This window comes from Stratiformator vulcanicus (assembly GCF_007744515.1).
GTDB lineage: Bacteria > Planctomycetota > Planctomycetia > Planctomycetales > Planctomycetaceae > Stratiformator > Stratiformator vulcanicus.
Genome location: NZ_CP036268.1, coordinates 4,530,405 through 4,556,229, shown reverse-complemented (window position 1 = coordinate 4,556,229; position 25,825 = coordinate 4,530,405). Strand labels below are relative to the sequence as shown.

The window sequence follows — 25,825 nt, the reverse complement described above, 5'->3', positions numbered from 1 at the left end:
TTTCAACTTCGAAACCTTTCGGTCGATCAGCGATGCAAGAAGCAGGAGTGCATCAAGCTGCGGGGGCGACACGCACCCCGGCACCCGCGGATACGCCCCCTGTCGGTCGCGGCTAAACGGGACGGTGTGTCACTTCGTTGATGGCTTCGACGGTGACTTCGCACAGCCGGTGGACCTGGGCCGGTGGCATGGCGACTGCCGGCATGAGAACGATGACATCTCCGAGCGGGCGAATGATGACACCGCGCTTGCGGGCGGCGAGGGTGACGCGATGGCCCATGCGAAGCTCCGCATCGTATGGCTTCATCCCGTCTCGATCGGCGACGAGTTCGATGCCGGTCATGATGCCCTTCTGCCGAATCTCACCGACATGCGGATGATCTTCGAGCGGGGCGAGTGATTCGGAGATCGCCTGCGAAAGTTCGCCCACGTTCGCGAGGACATCGCGCTCTTCAAACAATCGCAGTGACGCCAGACCGGCGGCGCAGCCGAGCGCGTTGCCGGTGTAGGTGTGCCCGTGATAGAAGGTTTGCCCTTCGTGCGGCTCGCCGAGAAATGCTTCGAAGATTTCGTCGGTTGCGAGCGTCGCAGCGAGGGGCAGGTAGCCGCCGGTGATGCCCTTGGCGAGGCACATGAAATCAGGGCGGACTTCTTCCTGCTCGGAGGCGAACATCGTGCCGGTCTTGCCGAAGCCGACGGCGACCTCATCGCAGATCAGAGGGATGCCGTATTCGGAGGTCAATTGTCGGACGTGCTTCAGAAAGCCGGGTGTGTGAACGAGGATGCCCGCCGCCCCTTGGACGAGCGGTTCAATCACGAAGGCCGCGGCGTTCTTGTGATGCTCGATCACGAGCCGCCGGGCTTCATCGAAGCACCACCGCGTGTAGCTGTCGCGGTCATGCCCCTCCGGCAGATGCAGCCCGGCGGGGCAGGGGACGTGGACGGTGTCGAATAGCAGGTCGCCGTAGACGCCGTGAAACAGGTCGATGCCACCGACGGAGACGGTGCCAACGGTGTCGCCGTGATAGGCGTCGCCCATCCGCAGGTAGGTCGTGCGGCGCTCGGCTCCGGATGACTTCTGCCGGTGGTACTGGAAGGCCATCTTGAGGGCGACTTCGACCGACGTCGCCCCGCTGTCGGAGTAGAACACCCGCGTCAGATTTGGCGGAGTGATGCGGACCAGTTCGGCGGCGAACTCTTCCGCCACATCGCATCGCAGCCCGAGCAGCGTCGAATGGGCGATCCGATCGAGTTGCCCGCGGACGGCGTCGTCGATCTGGGGCACCCGATGCCCGTGCACATTGCACCACAGGGATGAGATGCCGTCGAGATAACGACGGCCCGCATCGTCGATCAGGTCGAACCCTTCCCCCGCCGCAATGATTGGAGCGTCCTCGGTTGAGAACGCCTGCATCGGGGTGAAGGGGTGCCAGAGGGCATCAGGGCGCGGGGGTGATTCGGCGCTCTTCATGTCGGTCGCGGCTAAACGGGCGGGACGAATTACTTCAGCAGATCCTTCACCGTGTCCCGTTCCTCCCTCAGCTCTTTGAGCGTGGCGTCGATCTTTTGCTGGGCGAATTCGTCGTGCTCCCAGCCTTGGACGATGCTGTGGGTGGTGCCGTCGGTGGTGAGGGGGAAGGAGAACAGCAGCCCTTCGTCGATGCCGTAGCTGCCGTCGGAGCAGATCGCGGCGCTGAAGATATCGTCCTCGGGCGTCGGCGCGATGATGTCCTTGAGCGTGTGCAGGGCCGCGTTGGCGGCACTGGCGGCGCTCGAAGCCCCGCGCGCCTGGATGATCGCCGCGCCACGTTTCTGCACGGTCTCGATGAATTCGCCCTTGAGCCAATCGTGATTCTCGATCACTTCCGGAACGGGATCGCCGTTGACCTCGGCATGAAAGAAGTCGGGGAACTGTGTCGCGGAGTGGTTGCCCCAAATCGCGAGCTTCTTCACTTCGGAGACCGGTGCGCCTGACTGTTTGGCGATTTGTGACAACGCGCGATTCTGGTCCAGCCGGGTCATCGCGAACCAGCGATCTCGCGGCACGTCCGGGGCGTTGTGCATCGCGATCAGGCAGTTGGTATTGCAGGGATTCCCGACGACCAGCACTTTGACGTCTTTGGCCGCGGTCGCCTGAATCGCTTCACCGGTTTCGACAAAAATCGGGCCGTTGACCTTGATGAGGTCGCCCCGTTCCATGCCGGCTTTTCGCGGAACGCTGCCGACGCACAGTACGTAATTGCAGTCGGCAAACGCATCCTGCAGGTCGTCGCTCGAGCCCTTCTTGATGCCGACCAGCGTGGGAAAGGCGCAGTCGTCGAGTTCCATTTCAACGCCGGTCAATGCACCGAGCGCCTGCGGCAGCTCCACGAGATGTAAAATGACCGGTTGGTCGGGTCCGAAGACTTCCCCCGATGCGATCCGGAATACGAGGGCATATCCGATTTGACCGGCGGCTCCGGTGACGGCAACACGGATGGGTGACTTCATCAAGACGGTCCTTCGAAGAAAACGACATCGAGCGGGCTGACTGCAGCCCGTTTGTCGCCTCTTGTAAACCGTCGATGCCGCCTCGGCAACCGGCAGGCGACCAGACCGAAAATATCCGGAATGGCCCTGTACCTATATCCTACTCAGTCACCCGAGATCGATTCTGCCTGCTGGACCAGTTCGGCCAATTCCAACTCCGACGGACCGGCGGCGTCGTTGAACCGTCGTCGGATCTGGTCGAACTCGTCCTCACAGGCGAGAAACGCTTCGACCACCTCCGGGTCGAAGTGCGACCCGGCGTCGGAAACGAGAATATCGCGGGCTTTCTTCGGACTGAACGCGTCTTTGTAGACCCGCTTGCTGGTCAAAGCGTCGTACACATCGGCCACTGCTACGATGCGGGCGGGCAGGGGAATATCTTCTCCCTCCAAGCGGTCGGGGTAGCCGGTGCCGTCCCACTTTTCGTGGTGGCTGCGGATGATGTCTCGGGCGAATTCCAAAAAGCGAACGCCCGGATATTCCTGAATGATCGCCTCGATCGTGCGGGCACCGATCAGCGTGTGCTGCTTCATGATCTCGAACTCTTCCGGCGTCAATCGACCCGGTTTGAGCAACACGGCGTCGGGGATGCCGACTTTGCCCACATCGTGCAGCGGAGAGGTGAGGTAGACCGTGCGGATGAAACCGGGATCGATCAGATCACCATAACGCCGACCTTTGGCCAACGTCCGGGCCAGCACGCTGGCGTATCGTTGAACGCGTTCAAGGTGCTGCCCCGTTTCCGGATCGCGCGATTCGGCCAGCTTGGCAAGCATGAAGATCGCCATGTCTCGCGTTTCATTCGCGAGGACCCGTTGCCCGGCCTCCAGGCGAACCCGCAATTCCTCGGGGTTGAACGGCTTGGCGATAAAGTCATCGGCCCCGGCGGACATCCCCTCGATGATTTCGTCGGAGCGATTGCGCGACGTCAAAAGGATGACGTAGACATAGCCCGACATCTCGTTTTCACGAAGTTTGCGGCATAGTTCGACGCCGGTCAGCTCCGGCATCATCCAATCGGTCACGATCAGCCGGATGTCATGCTCTCGCGCCATCTGATAGGCCTCGGCGCCATTGGACGCCGTATAGACTTCGTATCCACGGTGGTGCAGGAAGTGTTCGAGCATCTCGAGCTGAAGCGCGTCATCATCGGCAATCAGAATGCGCGTGGCCGGTGCCTCGGCCAATTCCACTGTGCGGATCGCTGCTTCGAGTTCGTTTTCTCTAGAACTGTTCATGACTGCGGTACCTCCTCCTGTTGAATCGTCGCTGCGATGGTTCGCGCGACGCGGGTGGCGGCGTACTCGACTTCTTCCATCGCGGCGAGCGCGGCTTCGGAACTCGAAGCGCGAGACAGTTCAGTCAGGCGATCAGCAGCGTCGGACAACTCGTGGGCGGCGATGTTGGCGGATGACCCCTTTAGCAAGTGTGCCTGCTTGGCGACATCGTCCCACCGACCGGCATCGACCGCGGAGCGAAGCTCTTCGATCTCCGCCTGCAGACGCCAGTCGAACTTCCCGAGGATTCGCCGCATGAAGCTTTCGTCCCCACCGCAGCGGGTCTGAAACTCTTCAAAGTCGATGACGCCCGAATTCGGACGATCGGCTTCTTCCGGTTCAATCGGTGCCGCGGTCGCTTCCGACTGCACGAGCTCATCGGATCGCCGGGGCTCATCGGATCGCTGCTCATCGTGCGAAGTAATCGACTCTTGCGGCGGTGTCGCTGAAGGCGCCGGCTGTGCCGAACCCGATGTGCCGGAATCGTCGGTGTTCTTCGCGACGGGGGCATCGCTGATCTTGTCCGTAATATCACGAATCGCTTCGAGCAGTTTGTCGCGTTCGATCGGCTTGGTCAGATACCCGTCCATTCCCGATTCGAGGCAACGCTCGCGGTCGCCTTTGACGGCGTTGGCGGTCAGGGCAATCACGGGCAGTCGACCGCCGGTGCGGCCGAGCAACTCGTGATCTTCCGCCATCCGGATGTGACGGGTCGCGTCGAACCCGTCCATCACGGGCATCTGGCAGTCCATCAGGACGAGGTCAAACTGCTGCGTCTTCGCTTCGCGGACGGCTTCCTCGCCATTGACCACGAGGGTGACGCTGTGGCCGGCTGAAGTCAGCACTTCCTCGGTCACCATGCGGTTCACTTCATGGTCATCGGCCACCAGAATTCGGGCGGTGGCATGTTCGGCCTCTCCGGCGGCATCGGTCGCGACATCGGGCATTCCCGCCATCGGTCGGTCTCCCATCAGCGCCGCGATGACGGCCTCTCTAAGCCGTGACTGTCGGATCGGCTTGGTCATGCAGCCGGTCAGCCCGGCTTTTTGGCATTCTTTCGGACTCAAGATCGCGTTGGCGCTGGTCGCTAGTAGAAGCGGCGTTCCGCTCAGGGTTTCGTCATCGCGGACGGCTGCGGAAAGTTCGAGCCCGTCCATGACCGGCATGTTCTGGTCGAGAATGACCAGCCGGAACGGTGAGCCGGCCGACTCGGCGTTGCGAAGTCGCTCCAGACCTTCGTGCCCCGATTCCGCCGTCTGAACTCGCAATCCCCACGAGCGAAGCTGATCGCGAAAAATTTCGAGGTTGGTTTCGTGGTCATCGATGCAGAGGACTTCGAGCCCGCGAAGCTCTTCGGGCACTTCCTGGCGGGGGCGATTCGCATCATCGACGGCTTCAAGCGGAATTCGCAGCCAGAACGTTGATCCATGACCGACTTCGCTTTCGACGCCGATCTCGCCACCCATCAGGCCGGTCAGTTGCGAGCAAATCGCTAGGCCTAGTCCCGTTCCCCCGTATTTGCGGGTCGTCGAGGCATCGACTTGCGTGAACGCGCTGAACAGCGACTTCAGACGGTCCGGAGGAATGCCGATGCCCGTATCGCTGACGGCGAGCCGGAAGTATTTCTTGCCTTCATGGCGGACCGGCTCGGCTTCGAGCGTGATCGTTCCCTTCTCAGTAAATTTGAGCGCATTGCCGAGCAGGTTAATGAGAATCTGACGAATGCGTTCCGGATCCCCTTTGACGACGTCGGGCAATTCGGAACTGACACGCGGCACGAGTTCGACGCCCTTTTCAGCGGCGCGAAGGCTGAACATGTCCGCGACGTCCTCGATCAACTCGCGCAGTTCGAGCGGAATCTGTTCGATTTCGAGCTTGCCCGCTTCGATCTTCGAGAAGTCGAGAATGTCGTTAATCAATGAAAGCAGGGCACCGGCGGAGTTCTTAGCCAGCGACACGTAGCGTTGTTGCCGATCGTCGATTTCGGTCAGTTTTAACAGGTCGAGCATTCCGACCACGCCGTTGAGTGGCGTGCGAATCTCGTGGCTCATGTTGGCGAGGAACGAGCTCTTCGCGGTCGACGCTGCCTCGGCCGCTTCTTTCTCCTGCCGCAGCAATTCCTGTCGTTTCTTTTCGGTAACGTCGCGGAACGACCAGATGCGACCGAGCGTCTCGCCCGAGGGGGCGATCACAGGTCCGGTATACCGCTCCAGGAAGCGACCGTCGCTGAGTTCGATTTCATCAAACCCGGTGCGGCGCGGATCATTATTCAAGTCGTGCATGCGCTCGAGGAACTCGACCGGATCATCGACCTGCGGGGCGATATACTCCCGCACGCGTTCTTCCGACGGCATGTCCATCGATTCCGCGGGCAACTGCCAAAGCTCGAGGTACCGCTGGTTGTACGAGACGACTCGCTGGCGTTCATCGAGGATCAGCATTCCGTCGAGGATGGCCTCCTGCTGGGCTTGCAGAACGGCGTTCGTCCGCTGCAGGTTGACCTCGGCCCGTTTTCGTTCGGTGATGTCTCGGGCGTAGACGAATAGGTAGTCGTTCCCGTCAAAGCTGAGGTAATTAGCGGCGAGCTCGACCGGGAAGACCCGCCCGGTCCGCGTGCGGTGAACCGTCTCCACGACACACGATCCGTGGCGCTTGACCTCGTTCCAATAGGCGTGCCAGGCATCGGAGGAGTCATGCTCGACGGAGATGTCGGCAAAACTTCGCAGCAGCAGTTCGCCGTCTTCATATCCGTAGGCTTTGGCGGCCGCTTCGTTCGCGTACAGGAACAGGCCTTCACGGCTGAGCCAAAAGACGCAGTCGGAAGCCCGATCAATCGAGAACTGAGTCAGCCGCAGTTTCTGCTGGATGTCGCGGCCGTCGGTGATGTCTTCGACCGTTCCCTCATAGAAGCGGACCTTGCCTTTCGAATCTCGGACCGCCCGAGCGTTTTCGCTGATCCAGCAGGTCGAGCCGTCCCGCCGACGGATCTCAGACTCAAAGCCGATGACTTCGCCATCGCGATCAACGGCTTCGCAGAATTCCTCGCGGCGCTCCGGCCGCAGATAGATCTGACGCCCGACATCGCTGATGCGGTGCCGCAGGCGGTCGGGAGAGTCGAAGCCGAGGATCTTGGCGAAGGCCGGGTTCGCGTCGAGAATCTGACCCTCCGGACTCGTCTGATAAATCCCCTCGACCGCATTCTCGAAGATGCCGCGGTATTTTTCTTCGGCCCGCCGCAGTGCCTTGGAAACCTCTTCTCGGGCGGCGATCTCTTCGTTGACGCGTGCTAAAACACGGTTGTAGGCCGTCGCGACCTGTCCGACTTCCGTGTGCGGCTCGACGCTGACTTCGGAACCAAACTCGCCGCGTTGGCGGTGGCCTTCCATTTCGACCAGAAGGTCGATGAGCTCCGTCGATGCGCCGTGTTCGCTGACGTTGAGGCCTTGCAGTTCAGCCAGTTTCTCCACGCGGAACGGCAGAACCATGTCGACCGCTTTAAACACGATCAGCCCGCCGCCGAAGCACCACGCGAAGCAGACGCCAACGCCGGTGGCCTGCACGATGATCTGATCCAATCGCGAAACGCCTTCGGAAAATTGATCGGCATTCGCAAACAGTGCGACGGCCATCGTGCCCCAGGCTCCGGCCACGGCGTGGGCGGGGACCGCTCCGATGACGTCGTCGATTTTGAGCCGGATTAGCACACGGGTTGCCAGAGAGCAGAGCGCCCCGGCAACGAGACCGACGATAATCGCCGCCGCGGGGGACAGCATGTGGCAACCGGCGGTGATCCCGACCAGACCGGCGACAACGCCGTTGAGCATCTCGCCGACCTGCGGTCGACCGGTGATGGTCCAGCTCGCGAGCAGTCCCGCCAATCCGCCGCACGCGGCGGCGACATTGGTATTCACGAGAATCAGCGCGATATCGGCATTGATCTCGAGGGTGCTGCCGCCGTTGAAGCCGAACCATCCGAACCATAAGAGGAAGACGCCGAGCGTCGCCATCGGAACGTTGTGCGCGTTCATCGGGCGGTCGGACGTAAATCGTCCCAGTCGCGGGCCCACAACAAGGCAGGCTGCCAACGCCAGCCACCCACCGACCGAATGTACGACTGTAGACCCAGCGAAGTCGATGAAGCCCATCTCGGCCAGCCAGCCGGGGTCGGTGCCGGGCACGACGCCCCCCCAGACCCAGTGACCGAAGATCGGATAGAAGATGAGCGAGACAAGCACGCTGACCATCAGATAGCCGGCGAACTTCATTCGCTCGGCTACGGCGCCGGAGACGATCGTGGTTGCGGTGCCGCAGAACACGAGCTGAAACAGAAAGAACGCCAGCAGCCACGGGCCGCCGTGCTCATCAATCGCGAACAGCGACGTTCCGACATAACCGTTGTAGGTCGCACCGAACATCAACCCGAAGCCCACGAGCCAGAAGACGACCGCCGCCAGGCAGAAGTCCATCAGGTTCTTCATGGCCACGTTAATGCTGTTCTTGGCCCGAGACAGCCCGCTCTCAAGAAAGCAAAAGCCGCCCTGCATCAGCATGACCATGGCTGCGGCAATCAGCATCCACAGGACATGTCCGAGGTCTTCGAACGAGAGGGGAGTATCGGTCGGCATGATGGTGAGATCGAATTTTGAGTCCGTGTGTTCTCGAAACGCGGGGAGCGATTTCGAAGCGGAGGTAACGCGGGGGTCGCCGGGAGCGCAGCGAACCACCTCTTGTAGCTAGCACGTGTTCCGGATGGGCGACGGAGGGAAACCCGTCCGGTTGCGGACTTTCGGCAACATCGCGGCCCGAGCCGAAAAATCGTTTCCTTCGGGCAGATCGCCACAGCCGCTCGATTCGGCGCAGTCCGCCGGTATACTGGCCGGTCCCTGTCGGCTCATGCGGCACAAACAGCGCGACCGGCATCAACATTCACTGATCAAGAGCTTTCTTTCGAGCGACCCTATGTCTGAACAACTTTCGGCCTACGACAAACTCAGTCGCCTCGCACAAAACTACTGGTGGTCTTGGCAGCCCGAGATCGGCCACATTTTCCGCTCGATCGACCCCCAGTTGTGGCGGAAGACCGACCACAACCCGGTCAAATTGCTCAAGCATTACCCGCCGGAAAAGCTGGAGCCACGGCTTCGCGAACTGGTCCTGCACTCCAGCATCAACCGCTACTACCGCAAATGTCAGGAATATCTCGCCAGCGACGAGACGTGGGGTGACACGCACGCCACGCTGCTGGGACATCAGCCGGTGGCCTATTTCAGTGCGGAGTTCGGCCTGCATGAATCGCTGCCGATTTATTCCGGCGGTCTCGGCGTCCTCGCTGGTGACCATCTCAAGAGCGCCAGCGACCTGGGCGTCCCCCTCGTCGCGGTCGGGCTGTTCTACGACGAAGGCTATTTCACGCAGTCAGCCGATGAAGAGGGCTGGCAGCAGGAACATTACACGCGCCTGGACGTCGACAAGTTGCCGATCGAGCCCGCGCTCGACCCCTCGGGCCAGCCCATCACGATCTCCGTCAAAACGAGAACCGGTGAAATTTTCGCCAAGGTCTGGCTCATTAACGTCGGCCGCATTCGCCTGTTCCTGCTCGACACCGACGTCGAACAGAACGCAGCCGAAGATCGCAACCTGACCAGCCGACTCTACAGCGGCGGCAGCCGGACCCGGATTCGTCAGGAAATCATGCTCGGCATCGGCGGGCTCCGGGCGCTGACGGCGCTCGGGATCCAGCCGAGCGTCATTCACATGAACGAAGGGCACTCCGCGTTCGCCCCGCTCGAAATGATTCGTTTGCGAATGGCTGACGACGGCATGTCGTTCGCCGATGCGATGCGCGATACCGCCCGGCAGGGAGTCTTCACCACGCACACTCCGGTCGAAGCCGGGCACGACCGGTTCGAGGCCGATTTGGTGGAAGAACACGTCGGCCCGCTGGCCGATGAAATCGGGCTTGATACGAACGGACTGCTCGGCCTCGGACGTCTCGACCCGCAGAGCAATGACGAACCGTTCTGCATGACGGTTCTGGCGTTCAAACTTTCTCGTCGAGCCAACGCGGTCTCCAACCTGCACGGCGTCGTCAGCCGTCGGATGTGGCAATCGCTTTGGCCGTGGCGGGCCGAAGAAGAAATTCCGATCGGCCATATCACCAACGGCGTGCACGTGGGTAGTTGGCTCAGCCCGCAGATGCGATCCATCTACGATCGCGTCCTGCCGGCTGACTGGTATGACCGGAGTGCCGATCCGGAAGTTTGGTCCGACTTCGACAAGGTCACCGCGGCTGAGCTTTGGGAGACCCACCAATCGCTTAAGGGGCGTTTAATCAGTTTCTGCCGTGATCGACTCAAGCAGCAGCGAGAACGATCGGGGACGTCGCCCGAATTGCTCGAAGCCGCCGCCGATGCGCTCGACCCGCGAGCGCTCACGATCGGCTTTGCCCGCCGGTTCGCACCCTATAAGCGAGCCGATCTCGTGATGCGAGATTTGGAACGCTTTAAGCAGATCGTCACCAACTCCGATCGCCCGGTGCAATTAATTTATGCCGGTAAGGCCCACCCGCGGGATGAGATGGGCAAGAAGGTGATGCAAAACATCATCAAGCTCAGCCGTGATCCCGACCTGATCGGCCGAATTGTGTTGATCGAGAACTACGACATTAACGTCACGCGGCACATGATTCAGGGCGTCGATGTCTGGCTCAATAATCCCCGCCGTCCACTCGAGGCGTCCGGTACGAGCGGTCAGAAGGTCGTCTTAAACGGCGGTCTTAATTTCTCGGTCCTCGACGGCTGGTGGGCCGAAGGCTACGACGGCAAGAACGGCTTCGCGATCGGTCGCGGTCGCTCTCATTCCAATAACGATATTCAAGATCAAAGAGACGCCGAAAGCCTTGTCGACGTCCTGACGGGCGAAATCGTCCCGCTGTTCTATGAGCGGAATCAGGACGATTTGCCGGTCGATTGGATCCACATGATGAAACGTGCCGTCCGCACCCTCGGTTGGCGATTCGGTGCCGACCGAATGGTGATGGACTATGTTCGAAAGAGCTATGTCCCGGCCGCGGGCGGTCTGTCATCGGAAATGCCGCCGGTCCTTTAAGAGAAACGGTTCGCGCAGACTCGGCCTGCACCTTAACCAAGTTCGAACGTCGTCACCCCGTAGATTTGCCCCCAGGGAATGGTCGCCTTCGGTCCGTAGGACATGCGACCGCAGGTAAAGACCGGCTTCAGCCCGTGGCGATCGGCGAGGGCGACGGCGGCTGGGTTATGGTCGGGTGTGTCGAGATAGATCGTCTCCCCGGCGGCCCGCGAAACTAAGTTTCGAAATAGCACATCGGCGGCGAGCGGATCGGTCGCGAACAGGGGGCCGATCTTCCAGCCGCCGCTGACGCAACTTCGAATGACTCCCATCGCAGCGATCGATCCGTCCGTATCGATCAGCGCCTTCGCCGACCCGTGCGGCGGGTCGATCCACACGCGCAGAAACGACTCCCGCTTCGCTCCAAAGTGCCGGGCATCAAACGATAAGACATCCACAAACGGTAACGATGTCAGGTCAACGATATTGCCTTCGGTTTCGGTTTCGGGATCGCCGTTGACCACGCCTTCGCGCCGCGTGTCGGCGTGCGAATATTGAAAGCCCCCGGAACTATAAAAAGGCTGCATCGCGAGGACGCCGTCCATGATAATCGAAGCGTCAAAGTCGAGTCGGGACCGCAGCAAATCGCGCCGGTAAAACCAGAGCCGCCGACCCAGCCCGTTTCCTCGGGCGTCTTCACGAACGATAAACAGCCCCATCGCTCCCAGCTTGCGCCCGTAGGCGATAATCGCTCCGGTACCGATCATCTCGCCGTTGCATTCGGCGACAACATATCCCTCTGGATCGGCCGCCCAGAAAGCATCGGCGTCGTGCCTGCCGGGGTTCCAACCCTCGTTGGCCGCCCATTGAAGCGCGAGGTCAAGTTCCGGACGCCGCATTGGGCGAATGTGAAAGGCGTCGCTCATATTCAACGTCCTCAGCCGTAACGAAAAAACCGGTCGAGGGGGAATTGCTCTCGTCGACGGGGATGCAATAACTCAGATTTCGTCCCAGTCGTAACGCAAAGATACGCTTTGCCGCAAAGCCCAATCAAACGGTCGTCCTCGCCTCGTCGATTTCAAACATAACGGCGGAAGCGTTTCTCGCCCGAAGTTCATCGACGTCGCATGCATGATGGCCCCTGCATCGCTCGGCGTCGGCGATCCGTAGGAACGCATGTGTTCTTCTGCCATTCTTTTTTACGGAAGTGCTGAGTCTGCTTCAAAAACTTTGCTCGACGGAATGAAGAAATCGGACGCGCGTCCGCAGCTTTGCCGCGGCAACATCCGTCGCACGGACAACGACCTTGCGGTCGCGCCCACCGACGGGGTGAATAGAGGTGGTGCACCATATTCCTCTACCCCCCACAACCTTGTTGCGCCGGCGGCTCGCCGGGGAGGGGGCCTTCGGCAGCGTGAGGGGGAGGGGCCGTGCACTGGGATCGCAGGACACGCGATTTCGTCCGTCTATTCCGACTTTTTCAGCACCACGCAGGCCAGTGGAGCGAATCCCGCGAGAAGGGCCAATGATGCCGCAATCAGGTTTGACGCCGCGTCATCGCCTAGTGGGTTCAACATTTGAACCATGAAGTAAGCCGCTACCCCGACCATGGCGACGAAATTCAGGCTCGCGAAGATCAGCGGCGCCAAGCTTTTCATGCTCCACACAATAAACTCGCACCGGTCGATCAGCGACCAACCTGCTCGATCATTCCGCAGCGCGTACGTTTTTACCAGCCGACTGAAGCGCCATAAACGCGGCACCCCAATCGGGAAATCGCTCGACGAACCGGAATGAACGAAGAGCCTTCTCTTCGCCCACGAGGGTTACTCTTTCGACACGAACTTGCAGAAGCGGCTGATATCGCCGTCCTTCGTGTGTTCCTGATAGACGAATTCGAGCTCGTTCTCCTTCATCGCCTCAAAGAAGGCGCTCCAGTGGATGATCGTCAGCCCGGGGTCTTTGTCGGAATCGTCGAAATCGATCCGCAGCAGTCCCGGGTCATTCTTTGAACCGGTCGCGGCCACCGTCGCCGGCTGCCCACCCCGCTCCTCGCACCACTTCTTGATCGTATCCTCGTCCGTCGTCCGCTTCGTCTCATGGTCAGCCATGTGTTGCTCCCTCGTCGTGAAGTAAGAATCCGATTGAAGAGAGTGCGAACGTCGTGCCAACGGGCGGGGTTGCCGGTTGGACCAGCCGCCAACCTTGTGAAAATTCGGCGGGTATCTGGAAGACGAAATAAGCCCGAGCAAGCCGACTCGCGGGGCAGATCGAGTCGCAGTCCAACCACAAACGTGTGAAGGATCCGGCTCGGCGATCGGATTCAATCGAAAGACTCGACCGCTGGGCATCGACCGTTACGTCAATTCCAACTGATCAATGAACTGCGCGAACGAATCGGCAATCTGCCGCCACGTTCCATCCGGGCAGCTATAAAAAATGTGGCCGTAATTTTTACGGCGTAAGTCCATCACAAGCCGCTCGCCTCCCACCGTATCGGCAAACTGAAGTACTTGAATTATATTCTTGTTTTCCTCGAAGTCCGCGGCAAACGCCCCGAGTCTTGATGAAGGCGATTCGGCGTTAAGGGACTGAAATACGGTCACCGCATCGTCTTGAATTTCTTCGACTTCGGAACTGATTTCAATCCCGTCTGGACAATAGCCGCCCCCAAGCAATCGCAAGAAATATCGAAACTCCGGCGGCAGTTCGGCGCTCAGCTTAACTTCAAAGGCAGAGATCTCATCCGCTTCGGCCGTCGGATAACAAGACCCGAAGCGGGACTTCAATTGGGCAAACTTCGCGTCCAGCGCGCTGCGGGATTTTTCGTCCAAATCTTTCCCTTAATGTTTCACAGATTAAGATATTCGGGTCATAATGCAATATGAAATAAACGCGAAGTGGCATGCCCAACTTCAAGGTGAACGTAAGCGACGAACTTCCAGACGATTCGACGTTGGCAATGGGCATGCAATTCGCCGATTGGCCCACTGCATTTCCGTTGATCGGATCAACTGCCCTCGGCTAGTGGGCTTTCTACTTGCCGCGACACGAAGCCGTTCGCCCGTTGTCCCAAAGCACTGAAAAAATGGCAGTATTTAAGGGCAGCAGTCTGGCCTACTCTTGATAGATCGGATGGTCTAGGTACGGGTAGATCTCGTCGCCGCGATATTCCTCAATCGGCTCAAGTGCCAATTCGGGAAGCCCTGCGGTAAGCATCAGGTCGCGCAGTCGTCGCCGCACGAAAATTATCGGCATACGAGTCAGCTTGAAAATATGACGGTCAGCGGGCACTCGGTGTTCAAAGAGAACGAGCGTATCCACACGGCGCAAATCTTTAGGTCCGTGGCCATACTCCACGCGACACCGATCAACGTCGAGAAACTCAAACTGCGGGAGGGGGCTCAGCAAATGCACGTGCCGAAAATTTTCGTCATCTATCTTCTCTTGATTCTTCGCATTTTCGAGGCGGCATGGCTTAATCTGAACGTGCGATTCGCCGACAGAACTAATGCAGCGTACGAGTGACTCGTGCATTGCGAGGTAATATCCGGGCTGCATCGCCTGCGGAACCCCAAAGCCTTTGACTTTTAGCCCGATCTTCAGAAGTGGGTAATTTTCCGGCAAGGGTTCTCCGGCTACAAAACACGATACAACATCATCCGTTAACTGGAGCGGTTCGTGATAGTCGAGTTCGGTAAAATTGCGGCCTGCACCGAAGTAATCTCTTAGCACATAAAAATCTGACATTGAAATCATTCCTTTAGGGTAAGCGGTCTCCGAAAGCACCATTCTTCATTCGATCGATCAGGTCATTGCGAAGTCTGAATAGTTCTGTTCGAATTACCGACAAGCTCCAGTCCTTGTTGTCGGAAATCCATCTGAGTTGAATTTTCTCCAGTTCATTCTCGACGTATTGGCGGTACTGCGGGTGGCCGCTGTTATGAATCGGTAAGAATTTTCCCTGATTTCCTGCAGCCAGCCAGCTGTTTCGTGCCGCTGCGCTCCCCGGCAGGGCGAAACCATTCCAGGCTGCGTTCAGGTCAACGTGTTTCACATTAACCGCGTGCAGCAGAAACTCCGACTGCTGGATCGACGCTGCCGGAATCACGTGGTGTGCGACGAAACCGGTTGGCATCGCATTCATTGCCGACCGCAACGAGCGAGAATTTCGGAACCATTCATAAGCCTCGCGGCCGTTCTGAAAGACGACCTCAGTTATTTCATCGCCGATGCCAGTGCGACGAACGACAACCAATCCACCGGCAGTCACAAACGGCAAAAACGCTACCGCGGCGGTAAGGTCCCCTTCGACAATGTCGCTAACCGCCAAGGCCCAGTCAATCGGCTCCCCAGCGATTGCGATTCCTGAAATATAGAGTTCAGCACCAGTGGCGGTTATCTCCGCGGAGGTCGATGCGAGCCCCTGGCGGTACTCAATCCACTCTTCAACATCGCCGGGGTCCGTCGGCAAATTCGCCTCAGCCGCAAAACCGAGTACCGCATAGTCGGTAACCACACGTACGAATGCAATCGCCGCCTCAAACTCATCATGGCCGCGCTTGATGTCAACTCGCCGTACAAAATTTCCATCTTTCTCAACTAATCGTCCAGAGCTGAATAGATAGGCTTTTCGAACTAACTCGACGTTGTGGCTATTGTACCACTGTTTGGCGACGCCTCCTTTCGGCAAAACACCCACGTTGTGCCAGAAGAGCTCCCAAGAAAATACCGCATCTGTCACTTGGGTCCGGTCGGCGGCATTCTCAATTACTGGGATTGCTACGGTCGTTGACGACACCACCGCCCCGTCAATGACTGCCTCGACAACAATCTCAAGTTCATCGGTTAGCGAATAGTAAGGGCGATCCAAGAAACGAAGTTCGCCGGTTGCTGCGTCGATCTCGATCAGGTCTTCGAGAGCGAATCGGTCGTCCGAGCGGTGCCCCAAAGTCTGGTTTGCTTTGAGGCGATAAGAGACTCCGCTACTGGTTGGATCGGCGAGAGAAAGCGTTACCGAGACCGGACCGGCTGCGTCTTCGTGGACAGGATCGGCAGTATATCGGTCTCTGCTGAAGTGTGAGTTCACATCCTCAACCGACACCACCACCCGTCCGCTCGCCGCATCAAAGCCGGCCGCGCCGCCCTCGGTCGCGGTGACTTCAAACGCTTCGGTGAAGCCGACGCCTTTCCAGGATTTGCCGTCGATGTAGCCGGTCGATTCATAGTCGAGCTGTTTAATTAATTTCAGCTTGTGCTCGCCGTCGATCTCTTCGATTTCGAAGTATTCGCTATTGCTGAGCGAGACCGAAAACGGATCGGAAGCCCATCCGGCAGGAAGGGGTGTGGCGACATAGGTGCCGACGGCCGTGTCTTCGCTCAACGTAATATTAATGTCGCCGACGACCGCGATCTTAACGCCCGCGGAGTCGCTCGAAACGCCGTCGGTGACGGTGTAAGACAATTCGTCCACGCCGATATAGTCGGCGTCGGGTTTATAGAACAGGCCGCCGCGTTTGCTCAGCCATTTTGCGACACCGCCGTCGGTCGAGACGTCGCGCTGCGTCGTCGTGGCGAGGTCATCGCCGTCGCAGGATCACGTATTGTCAAGCTTCGACTCCAGCGGTGCGGCATCAATGCGAAAGGTCTCCTGATCGACGAAGTCTCGGATTACGAACTCGGTCCCCTTCCAGTTCGACTTACGGTAATCGTAGGAGGAGCGGAGCAAATTGGAATCGGCGTCAATAACGATCGTGTCAAGGACCTCGCGCTTGCGATTCTTAATGTCGATCCCCCATTCGATCCCTTCGCGACGCATTCGACAATAAACGCAGAGCCGAAGTCGGCGTGATTTGGTTGACCGCGAAAGTTTTGACTCGACCTTGAGGTCGAACTTACAGTCACGGGTCGCGTCCGCTGCCTTCTTGATCGGGGCAGGGTCGGCGTCGAAATCCAAGGCGATATCAAGCAGGCTCGCCTCGATCGCTTCGAGCATCATCTCGTCGCGGTGTGACCTGGATGACCCCTGGAACAAATTCTCATCAAATCCTTCGAAGTGATATATATTCACATTCAAAGCTTGGTGATATTTTGGCTCATCCACTGCCGGTCCAATAAAAATGTTCGTTTTCGCCATCCCGTCTAATTCGTATTTCCGCGGCATGAATTGCAGGAATATGCCGACAACATGTTCGGTCTCCAGCAAGTAGTCGCGTGTTGTCGCGTCATCTCGTGGAAAATGAATGCCGATATCGCGGAAATACAAGATGGATCCTCCGCCAAGAGGCTACAGATGTGGTCAACCTCGAGTTTTAAGTGTTCATCAAGAACGCGATTTGGAGGGTGAAGCTTTGCTTGCCTGTCTTTATTTTCTGTGTGCTTGATAGGTGCCAAGCGGAACGATCACATTCCTGTTCTAGCTCTGAGAGGTGTAGGGTCGTCGAAATAAAAATCATCTGAGAGTTGTTGTACCATTCTCGGTGTGGTTCGGCCGAGTGGTCCCTGAGTATTCCGCTCACCATGCTTCACAATCGTTAAGAACGAAAGTTATTCCGGACGGTGTGCTTCTGCGGGAAGGAGGGTTCCGGCGCTAGTGAAAAAATACTGAAGGTCGGCTTCGATTAGCGCAGCGTCTCCGGCTCTTATGTACGCCGGTCGCCCCTTTGATTGCATCACCATCGTCGGAAGCTCGAATGCGTAATTCAGAAGCACATGTTTGCCGAGAGAAATTACCTCAATCCGCTTTCCTCTATCGCGAAGCTGCTTGATTCTCAACCCGAACGTGCCGTGTCGAATCTGATTCTCCGTTGCGAACACGGTGACCCGACTCAAGCGATCTGTCGCGATTCGCCGCAATTCAGACGGTGGATTATATTTCTTGATTGCGAATGTGATGGCGATCCTGTTGTTCGCTCGCGACGGCCACAAGTGCAAGGTGCTGACGACGGTGTGGTCGGAAGAAATCAATACACTTGCGAGTCTTGCATCCGGGGGAATGCCAAATCCCGATGTAAAATAAGTGTTGGCCGGGTCCTTTAGTTCGGAGGGATTCAATTCCTTCGTGCGCAACGCAAAGAAGATATGAGTTCCATCCGGTTTATTGAGCGGTCTGATGTCAAGAGTCCTGCCTGCGGCCCCCTCAAGGAGTTCTTTGTCAGGCAATCTGATGGGGTTGTCTCGACCGATAACCACGGCGGCTGAATCTAACGAAACGAAGCCTGCGGCGATCTGCGCGATCTTTTTCGCATAAGCACGGTCGACCACTGTTATGGTGTTGCGTTCGCCCGGACCATACTTTACGAGGTCGCTCCAAACATCAGGCTCGAACGCCAAGACATTCAGCGTGAGAATTAAGACCTGCGGTTCTTCTTCCGCCGATGAAGCGTTCGCAGTTATTAAAATGCTTGGGAAGATCAGCAGTGTCCAGAGTCGGGTATGAGGCAATTTGGTGGTGAGACCGTGCACTGCGAACTCCGATTCAAGGATGTTCTTTGCTTACTCTGCCTGTGGGAGGCGAGAGGTTCGTCGGCCGTTCTAAAATACCTGCGTGGCACGTTCTAGATAGCCGTGTAAAACCGTATTCTGCTTTTCACTCTGCCAGTCTTTGATTTCGTCGAGTATGTCATCGGTTGAAATCCCTCGCTCAATTCCGCGATATATACCTTCAGGGAGATTGTGCACAGCATCTGCGATATTGCCGCAACGTTGAGGGGCCCCTGCATCGTTTCGGATATCGAGGAGCGGAAAGTGAATCGCGTACAATAGATGGCCGTAGGTCATGAGTTAAGCTCCGTTGTGGTGACGCAACATCTCCACCGGCACCACCGCATTCAAACTCCCGGATCGAAAACCCGCGAGGTCGATTGTTACGAACTTAAAACCGAGGCTCGTCAGTTCGCGGGTGATCTCCTGCGAGGCCTCGGGCGCGGCGAGGTCGGGGATGCGATTGGGTTGTACTTCGATTCGGGCGAGGTCGCCTGCTTCGTGGCGGACGCGGAGTTCGCGGAGATTGAAGCGTTCTTTTAAGAATGCTTCGGCTCGTTCCACGCGGTGGGTTCGTTCCGGCGTCACTTCAACGCCGTAGGCGATGCGGCTGGAGAGGCAGGGGCTGGCGGGCTTGTCCCACACGGGGAGGTTCCAGAACCTGGCGAGAGCCCGGATGTCGTCTTTGTGGAAGCCGCAGTCGAGCAGGGGGCTTTGGACGTTGAGATCGGCGGCGGCGCGCATGCCGGGGCGGTGGTCGCCGAGGTCGTCGGCGTTGGCTCCGTTGACGATCGTCGCGAAACCGAGTTGCTCTTGCGCGGCGGCGATGCCGCCGTAGAGTTCGGTCTTGCAGTGGAAGCAGCGGTCGGGGGCATTGGCGACGTAAAGGGGCGAGTCGAATTCGTTGGTGCTAAGGACCACGTGGCGGATGCCGATCAGCCGGGCGAGTTCTTCCGCCTGTTCGATCTCGGCCCGGGGCACGCTCGCACTCGAGGCGGTCACCGCGACGGCTCGGTCCTCCAGCGCGAGCGCAGCCGCTTTCGCGACGACGGTGCTGTCGACCCCGGCCGACATCGCCACGGCGACCGATTCGTATCGCCGCAGTGCGTTGAGCAGCCGATCGGCTTTGGCTCGCAGCGTTTGGGGCAGGGGAGCGAAATCGGTCTCGGAAGCCATGGGCGGTTGCTAAGTCGAAGACAGGCGGTAACTTAGAGTATTGAACGCGGTCGAGGCCGGCCGGGCAACCCGGTTCCGGTCGAAGTCGCGGCGAACCTGCGGGGACGAACGCGGGTATGATAAAGCATGAATGATTGAGAAGACGGTCGTCACCTGCGGCCGATCCATTCGCGACATCATTTTCCACCCTTCCATGGCTCGGCGGAGCAGGCGGATATGAAATCGATGCGACGACTGACCCTTGTGACCATCGCGGTCGTACTGACGCTGACGGCTTTCGCACCGCTGCAGGCGGCGCTAACGCGGGAGCAATCGCGCGAAATTCGCACGATCGGCCGCAATGTCGGCAAAGCGAGTTCGCTGATTCGCCGCAAGGAAGTCGACGAGGCGGAGACGCTGCTGAACGACGCCGAGTCGAAAATCGATCAGATCGCCAAAGATGCGGAGTTGCCGGCGACCCATCCGGCGGTGGCCGGCATCAGACGGGCGATCGGCATTCAGCGAAACCTGCTCGCCCGGGTGAAGGCGTCGATGAACCCGGCGGCGGAACAGGGGCCGCCCGCTGCGCAACAGGGCGTCAGCTTCTCTTCTGACGTCGCCCCCGTCCTCACCGCCAACTGCACCCGCTGCCACGGCAACGGGAATCGCGGCGGCTTGAAGCTCGACACCTTCGCGGGGCTCAAAGCGGGCGGTCAGTCGCGCCAACCGTTGGTCACGCCGGGTAACGCGAACGGCAGCCTGATCATGCAGCGCGTCACGCGTCAGGGGCGCGGGCAGATGCCGCCGAACGGCAACCGGCTGACCGCCGAAGAAGTCGAAGCGATCTCCGATTGGATCAACGCCGGGGCGAAGTTCGACGGGACCGATGAGAACGCCGACTTCGGGGCGATGGCATCGACGGGCGGCGGCACGCCGAAAGAACCGGTCAAAGTCGTGATCCCAAAGCCGACCGGCAATGAGACCGTTTCGTTCAAGGAAGACATCGCGCCTTGGATGATCAATCTCTGTCTGAACTGTCACCGCGGAAATAATCCACGTGGCGGGCTCAATCTGGAGACCTTCGAAAACATGATGCGCGGCGGCGACAGCGGGATCGTGATTCATCCCGATAAGCCGAAAGAGGAGAGCCGCCTGTTCCGTTTGACCGGCGGCTTGGAGAATCCTCGCATGCCGGCCAACAATCAGGCTCGGCTGACGCGAACGAACTACAACAATCTTGTGAAGTGGTTCGAAGAAGGGAACAAATACGACGGCGGTGATCCGACAACGCCGCTGCGTGATCTGGTTCCCACCGCTGCCGAGAAGCGAGCGATGGAACTGGCGAAATACTCGCCGGATGAATTCAAGCAACATCGGCTGGAACAAACCGAGGCGGCTTGGAAGCGATCGTTCCCGGATCACACGGCGAATCGTGTCGAGACCGACGAACTCCTGATATTCGGCAAAGTGCCGCCGACACGGTTGAAGGAGCTGGAAGCCGCGGCTCAGTCTGATCTCGATAAACTTCGCGAGGCGTTCGGCGTTAAGCAGAAGCCGATGTTCAAAGGGCGGTTGGCGATCGTCGTGGTCGGTGACCGATTCGATCTGGAAGAGTTCAATCTGGTGATGGAAGGCGGACGGGCCGTGCCGCGGGATGTGTTCGGGCACTCCAAGGTGACCGGCGACTTCAACGACGCGTACGTCGTGCTGCTCGATACCGGCGACACCGCGGCGGCGGGCAAGCCCGATGCGAGTACGACATTGGGCACGCTGCTGACCGAAGCGGTGCTGTCGCGTAGCGGGAATCAGGCCCCCGATTGGGCGACCGCTGGGGCGGGGTTTGCGATGCTCAATCCGGGGCAGGGGACCGAGAACGCGTACCTCAGCGACATGCAGTCGCTCGCCGTCGAGGCGATCAAACAGGTCGCGCGGCCCGATGATCTGTTCAAAGCCGGGCAGTTCGCGCCGGCCGAGACGAAAGCGGTCAGCTATGCCTTGGGTGATTATCTGATTCGAGCCGGCGGAGCGAACAAGTATGCGACGTTCCTGTCTCGGCTGAGCAGTGGCGTGAAACCGGAAGATGCCGCAAAGGACGTTTATCGGGTCGACCTGACGGCGATCGGGCTGCAGTTCGGCCGGACCATCGCACAATAATCAATTCAATCAATCGGCGGGGCGCTCTCGCTACAGATTATCGGCGATCGTCCTATATTGGGGCGAACGCATTTTGTGGGAGCGAGCCTTGGCGGAGCGTACTGACGTTACGATTGTCGGCGGGGGAGTCATCGGACTCACCACCGCGCTGGAACTGGCCGATGCCGGTCGAACGGTCTGTGTGATTGAACGCGGCGACTTCGGCCAGGAGGCTTCGTGGGCCGGCGCGGGGATGCTTCGTCCCGCCAATCTGGAGCAAGCCAAAACCGTCGAACAGCGGCTTCGCGGTTACAGCTTTCAAATGTGGCCGGGCCATACAGCGCGCCTGAAAGAACGCACCGGCATTGACCCGTGCTTCGAACGGTGCGGGTCGCTCGTGTTCGGCGAGTTCGAACACGAAGCAGAGGAACTAGCCGCCGAAGGAATTGAGGCGACGGTCATCGATTCGGAACGCATTCGGGAACTCGTCCCCGGGGCCGATGGATCAATCAGTCGAGCCCTCGAAGTCCCCGCGCACGCCCAACTGCGCAACCCGCGTTTGTTGCAGTCCCTGCTGGCAGCCTGTGAGGGGGCGGGGGTGATGCTGAAACCTCGCACGATCGTTACCGGCGGCAAACGCGAGGGAGATCGCATCGTTGAACTGACGACTGAGGCCGGATCGATCGCCTCAGCGACTTATGTGATTGCCGCCGGAGCGTGGTCGGCTTCGTTGCCCGATCCACTGCGGGTGCCGCTGCCTATTAAGCCAATGCGGGGACAGATCGCGCTGTTAAAAACAGAGGAGCGGTCGTTCCGGCCCTGTTTGCATGAGGGGGATGCTTACCTCGTGCCGCGGGCCGATGGTCGCGTGCTGATCGGGTCGACGGTGGAGGATGCGGGGTTCCATAAAATTAATACCGCCAAGAGCGTCGCGTGGTTGCTCGACTCGGCGAAGTCTTTAATTCCGTCATTGGCGAACGCGGAAGTCGAACGGACGTGGGCGGGGCTGCGGCCGGGCTCGCCCGACGGGTTGCCATTTCTCGGGAAGGCTCCGGAGCATAACAATCTCGTTCTCGCCTGCGGGCACTTCCGTTGGGGATTGGAATGGTCTCCGGTGACGGCAAAGATCATTATCGCGATCATCGAAGGCGGCGAGCCACCGATCGACATGACGGGCCTCGAAGTCGATCGTCCGCTGCCGAGAGAATGGGTGCGGAAGTGAGAGCGGTCGTGCAGCGGGTGACTTCGGCATCGGTCGTCGTGGAGGGCGAGACGATCGGGGCGATTAATCACGGATTCTTAGTGTTGCTCGGCGTGGAGAAGGGCGATACGCCAGCCGATGGATCGTATCTCGCGGCGAAGATCGGCGGCCTGCGGGTGTTCGAAGATGCCGAGGGAAAGATGAATTTGTCACTCGCCGACGTCGGCGGATCGATGCTGGTCGTCAGTCAGTTCACGCTGCTGGGCGACTGCCGCAAAGGCCGCCGACCGAGCTTCATCGAAGCGGCCCCGCCGGAGCTTGCCGATGAATTGTACTTAAAATTCTGCGACGAAGTGCGAAGTCAAGGCATCCCGGTTGAGACGGGAAAATTCCGAGCTCACATGGAGGTCTCTCTGGTAAACGATGGGCCGGTGACGTTGTTGGTGGATAGTCGGAAGGTATTTTGAACGTTCGGCGGTGCGTGTTGAAGACATTCTGGCTTCTCAGTCTGCTCACGATCGCATCGGCGGCTTTGCTGATTATGAATGTTTGCGGCCGCGGGTTACTCGTGCCGGTTGTCACTTCGCAGGTCGGTGCACGCGTCGCCGCCGAAAATGGCCTGATAGCATTGTTATCCTTCAGTTTGGAACCTCGCGAGGCTGAAAGTCTTAAAGACAGCATTCTAAGTTCCGATTCGCTTGCGATTAAATTCGGTCCGGTCGCCGTGATGTGGCGGGACTCCAATTCCTTTCCGTTAAGCAGTCTTGTCAACTTCGATTTGGATATCCCGAACAGGTCGTTCAACATGCCATCAACAACGTTTCCCATTCTCTTTGGGATGTTGGCCGTCATGCGATTGTTCCAAATTCGGAACCGGCGAAGCGAGGATTTGGCGGCGGTGACAGGGGACAGTCCCAAAGAGCCGCCCTCAGCGATCGAGGAGTGAGGTGACCCCGATGCAGGGTGCCGGGGGCGTGTCGCCCCCGCATCTGGAAGTCCGTCAGGTTATTGCATTGTTTCAATCGGCGACAGCATATGCGGGCGGAACTGGAAATTGTGAAATGTTTAGGTCAGGGGCAGTTGGATCACGGGAAATTGTATTAAGTCTGACACAGGGTCGCCGTGAAACTCTTTAAGTGCTTGGTGTTATTTGTAATCGTTTCGGCGATGCTGCCGATCTTAAATGCGCTGGGGATCGGCTTCTTAGTGCATGTACGGGGCTTTTCTGACGATTGCATTCTGCGTGCTGTGGATGGGATGCTGACGATCGACTATTTCGAATGGGGGCCGAACGAACGGATTTTGAGCCGCAATCGAATGAACTACTTGCTTGAGCGGATCTTTGTCTCAGATCCGGTCGCCGCGTTTTGGGAGAAGTCGGAGTTCAGCAGTGTCCGGCAATACCTCTTTCTCTTTGAATTTTATCAAAGCGATGAAGGCAGTGGCATTGTGATGCCGTCGATCACGTTGCCTATATTTATTGCGATGCTGTGCGTCATTCGGCTCTACTACTTAAGAACGCGCCCCCGCAGTCCGCGGCAGCAGACTGAGTGACAATTACGAGCGTCCGCTGAAAGGAGTGAACGCAACTTATTTCTTCGCCAGTTAACGGTATCCTCTGCGAAGGGTTTTTGACTCCCGCCTTCAGTAGCCAGCGGCCTCACAGAATGGTCCGAGACCGGTCCCCTTAATCGATCCGCGGTTCTTTCGAACGCGCGGCTTGTCTTGGGTCATGCTGGTATATCGGCAATTGGTCCGAATGGCGGCGCAGTGCTGCAGACGCAAAACCAACGGTTCACCAACTTCTGACTTCTAACTTCTGACTTCTGACTTCTACCTCCTAACTTCTACCTCCTACCTGCTTCATGATCCTGCTCCTCGATAACTACGACAGCTTCGTCCACAACCTCGCCCGATATTTTCGGCTCGCCGGAGAGCAGACCGATGTCGTGCGGAGTGATGCGATCACGGTGGCTGAAATAGGGGAGCGGCAGCCCTCGGCGATCGTGATCTCGCCCGGGCCCTGCACGCCGGACGAAGCGGGGGTTTCCATCGCGGCGATCCGCGATCTCGGATCGGAAATCCCGATCCTCGGCGTCTGTCTGGGGCATCAGGCGATCGCGGCGGCGTTCGGCGGTCGAGTCGTGCGTGCGGATGTCCCGGTGCATGGCCGCACTTCGGCCGTCACGCACAATCGCCGGGGCCTATTTGAGGGCCTCCCGCTTCCGGTGACGGCGACGCGATATCACTCGCTCGTTGTCGAACCCGAGTCACTGCCGGCCGAACTGGAGGTGACGGCGACTTCTGCGGGCGGAGTCATCATGGGGTTGTCGCATCGCACGTTTCCCGTTCGGGGCGTGCAGTTTCATCCCGAATCGATTCTCACGGCGGCCGGCGATCGATTGATCCGAAATTTTGTCGATCTGTCACATTCGTACGACCGTTCGACTTGCGCCGGCAATTGAGTTCGGACGATTGCCGCGTGCGGCTCGCAGTTTTACGATGGGGTATTGAATCGGGCCGGGCGCCGGGATCGCCCGATCCCGCCGTGTGATGGCCCGGCGAATTTTTACTGAGGAACCAATTAGTGGCCGCTCCGACGAATCATGCATCTGTGGAAGTCGTGCGCGGCGTCACGGTCCTGCGGCTCGGGCCTCAATTCGAAAGTCTGGACGAGTCCCACTTGGACGATGTCCGCGAACTCGTGATGGAGGTGATCGACGACGCCCCGGAGCCGCGGCTGGTGATCGACCTCACACACACCAAGTTCTTCGGGTCGGCCTTCCTCGAGGTGCTTTTTCGAGCATGGAATCGCGTGTCGAAAGAGCAGGAGGGACGCTTCGTGCTCAGCGGCGTGACCGAATACTGCCGCGAGATTCTGGAAGTGACCCACCTGAGCAGCCTGTGGACGGTGTATCCGACGGCCGAGGCGGCCGTGGCCGACATCGCTGAGGAATAGTTC

At 58.9% G+C, this 25,825-nt stretch carries 21 protein-coding genes and 1 pseudogene; 7 read left to right on the top strand and 15 right to left on the bottom strand.

Going from position 1 to position 25,825, the window contains the following annotated elements; translation table 11 throughout:
* Positions 1–112: 112 nt before the first annotated feature.
* The 4 genes from bioA to amt form a co-directional block, all read right to left on the bottom strand.
* Positions 113–1,471 (bottom strand): adenosylmethionine--8-amino-7-oxononanoate transaminase, encoded by a 1,359-nt coding sequence (gene bioA, locus Pan189_RS18125; RefSeq protein WP_145365494.1) that lies wholly within the window; start codon positions 1,469–1,471, stop codon positions 113–115.
* 29 nt (positions 1,472–1,500) lie between these two features.
* The gene (locus Pan189_RS18120) at positions 1,501–2,490 is read right to left on the bottom strand and encodes a malate dehydrogenase (protein WP_145365493.1); all 990 of its coding nucleotides are present in this window, start codon (positions 2,488–2,490) and stop codon (positions 1,501–1,503) included.
* A 143-nt stretch (positions 2,491–2,633) separates the two neighbouring features.
* The gene (locus Pan189_RS18115) at positions 2,634–3,767 is read right to left on the bottom strand and encodes an HD domain-containing phosphohydrolase (RefSeq protein WP_145365492.1); all 1,134 of its coding nucleotides are present in this window, start codon (positions 3,765–3,767) and stop codon (positions 2,634–2,636) included.
* Positions 3,764–8,431, bottom strand: coding sequence for an ammonium transporter (gene amt, locus Pan189_RS18110; protein WP_145365491.1), 4,668 nt, complete (start codon positions 8,429–8,431; stop codon positions 3,764–3,766). Before amt ends, Pan189_RS18115 begins: the two co-directional genes overlap by 4 nt.
* 334 nt (positions 8,432–8,765) lie before the next feature.
* Between amt and glgP the strand changes: the two genes are divergently transcribed.
* Complete coding sequence (gene glgP / locus Pan189_RS18105) at positions 8,766–10,913, top strand: alpha-glucan family phosphorylase (protein ID WP_145365490.1); 2,148 nt, start codon at positions 8,766–8,768, stop codon at positions 10,911–10,913.
* Between the two features lie 32 nt (positions 10,914–10,945).
* On the opposite strand, the gene Pan189_RS18100 is transcribed toward glgP, so the two are convergent.
* From Pan189_RS18100 to larE, 11 genes and pseudogenes are all read right to left on the bottom strand, one after another.
* On the bottom strand, positions 10,946–11,818 hold the full coding sequence (locus Pan189_RS18100; RefSeq protein WP_145365489.1) for a GNAT family N-acetyltransferase: 873 nt from the start codon (positions 11,816–11,818) through the stop codon (positions 10,946–10,948).
* 540 nt (positions 11,819–12,358) lie between these two features.
* Positions 12,359–12,541 (bottom strand): hypothetical protein, encoded by a 183-nt coding sequence (locus Pan189_RS18095; RefSeq protein WP_145365488.1) that lies wholly within the window; start codon positions 12,539–12,541, stop codon positions 12,359–12,361.
* Positions 12,542–12,718: 177 nt separating this feature from the next.
* A complete protein-coding gene (locus tag Pan189_RS18090) occupies positions 12,719–13,003 on the bottom strand; it encodes a hypothetical protein (protein WP_145365487.1) in 285 nt (94 codons plus the stop codon).
* Between the two features lie 246 nt (positions 13,004–13,249).
* Complete coding sequence (locus Pan189_RS18085; protein ID WP_145365486.1) at positions 13,250–13,726, bottom strand: SMI1/KNR4 family protein; 477 nt, start codon at positions 13,724–13,726, stop codon at positions 13,250–13,252.
* Between the two features lie 283 nt (positions 13,727–14,009).
* Positions 14,010–14,642 carry a hypothetical protein gene (locus Pan189_RS18080; RefSeq protein ID WP_145365485.1) on the bottom strand — a complete coding sequence of 211 codons (633 nt, stop codon included), beginning with the start codon at positions 14,640–14,642 and terminating at the stop codon, positions 14,010–14,012.
* 13 nt (positions 14,643–14,655) lie between these two features.
* Positions 14,656–15,981, bottom strand: coding sequence for an AHH domain-containing protein (locus Pan189_RS18075; protein ID WP_375154914.1), 1,326 nt, complete (start codon positions 15,979–15,981; stop codon positions 14,656–14,658).
* A 333-nt stretch (positions 15,982–16,314) separates the two neighbouring features.
* A pseudogene (locus tag Pan189_RS21745) lies at positions 16,315–16,470 on the bottom strand (Ig-like domain-containing protein); the annotation flags it as partial.
* Between the two features lie 18 nt (positions 16,471–16,488).
* Entirely contained in the window at positions 16,489–17,157 is a 669-nt protein-coding gene (locus Pan189_RS18070; protein ID WP_145365483.1) for a hypothetical protein, read from the bottom strand.
* 281 nt (positions 17,158–17,438) lie between these two features.
* Positions 17,439–18,356: a hypothetical protein gene (locus Pan189_RS18065; RefSeq protein ID WP_145365482.1), complete on the bottom strand. Its 918-nt coding sequence runs from the start codon at positions 18,354–18,356 to the stop codon at positions 17,439–17,441.
* A gap of 69 nt (positions 18,357–18,425) precedes the next feature.
* A complete protein-coding gene (locus Pan189_RS18060) occupies positions 18,426–18,671 on the bottom strand; it encodes a hypothetical protein (RefSeq protein WP_145365481.1) in 246 nt (81 codons plus the stop codon).
* A 3-nt stretch (positions 18,672–18,674) separates the two neighbouring features.
* Positions 18,675–19,550 (bottom strand): ATP-dependent sacrificial sulfur transferase LarE, encoded by an 876-nt coding sequence (gene larE, locus Pan189_RS18055; protein WP_145365480.1) that lies wholly within the window; start codon positions 19,548–19,550, stop codon positions 18,675–18,677.
* 225 nt (positions 19,551–19,775) lie between these two features.
* Between larE and Pan189_RS18050 the strand changes: the two genes are divergently transcribed.
* From Pan189_RS18050 to Pan189_RS18020, 6 genes are all read left to right on the top strand, one after another.
* The gene (locus tag Pan189_RS18050; protein ID WP_310820754.1) at positions 19,776–21,683 is read left to right on the top strand and encodes a c-type cytochrome domain-containing protein; all 1,908 of its coding nucleotides are present in this window, start codon (positions 19,776–19,778) and stop codon (positions 21,681–21,683) included.
* 88 nt (positions 21,684–21,771) lie between these two features.
* Positions 21,772–22,884, top strand: a complete 1,113-nt coding sequence (thiO, locus tag Pan189_RS18045; RefSeq protein WP_310820753.1) for a glycine oxidase ThiO — start codon at positions 21,772–21,774, stop codon at positions 22,882–22,884.
* Positions 22,881–23,330 carry a D-aminoacyl-tRNA deacylase gene (gene dtd, locus Pan189_RS18040; protein ID WP_145366246.1) on the top strand — a complete coding sequence of 150 codons (450 nt, stop codon included), beginning with the start codon at positions 22,881–22,883 and terminating at the stop codon, positions 23,328–23,330. Before thiO ends, dtd begins: the two co-directional genes overlap by 4 nt.
* A gap of 655 nt (positions 23,331–23,985) precedes the next feature.
* On the top strand, positions 23,986–24,417 hold the full coding sequence (locus Pan189_RS18030; RefSeq protein WP_145365476.1) for a hypothetical protein: 432 nt from the start codon (positions 23,986–23,988) through the stop codon (positions 24,415–24,417).
* A gap of 311 nt (positions 24,418–24,728) precedes the next feature.
* The gene (locus Pan189_RS18025; protein WP_145365475.1) at positions 24,729–25,328 is read left to right on the top strand and encodes an anthranilate synthase component II; all 600 of its coding nucleotides are present in this window, start codon (positions 24,729–24,731) and stop codon (positions 25,326–25,328) included.
* A gap of 122 nt (positions 25,329–25,450) precedes the next feature.
* Positions 25,451–25,822 carry an STAS domain-containing protein gene (locus tag Pan189_RS18020; RefSeq protein ID WP_310820751.1) on the top strand — a complete coding sequence of 124 codons (372 nt, stop codon included), beginning with the start codon at positions 25,451–25,453 and terminating at the stop codon, positions 25,820–25,822.
* Positions 25,823–25,825 lie beyond the last annotated feature (3 nt).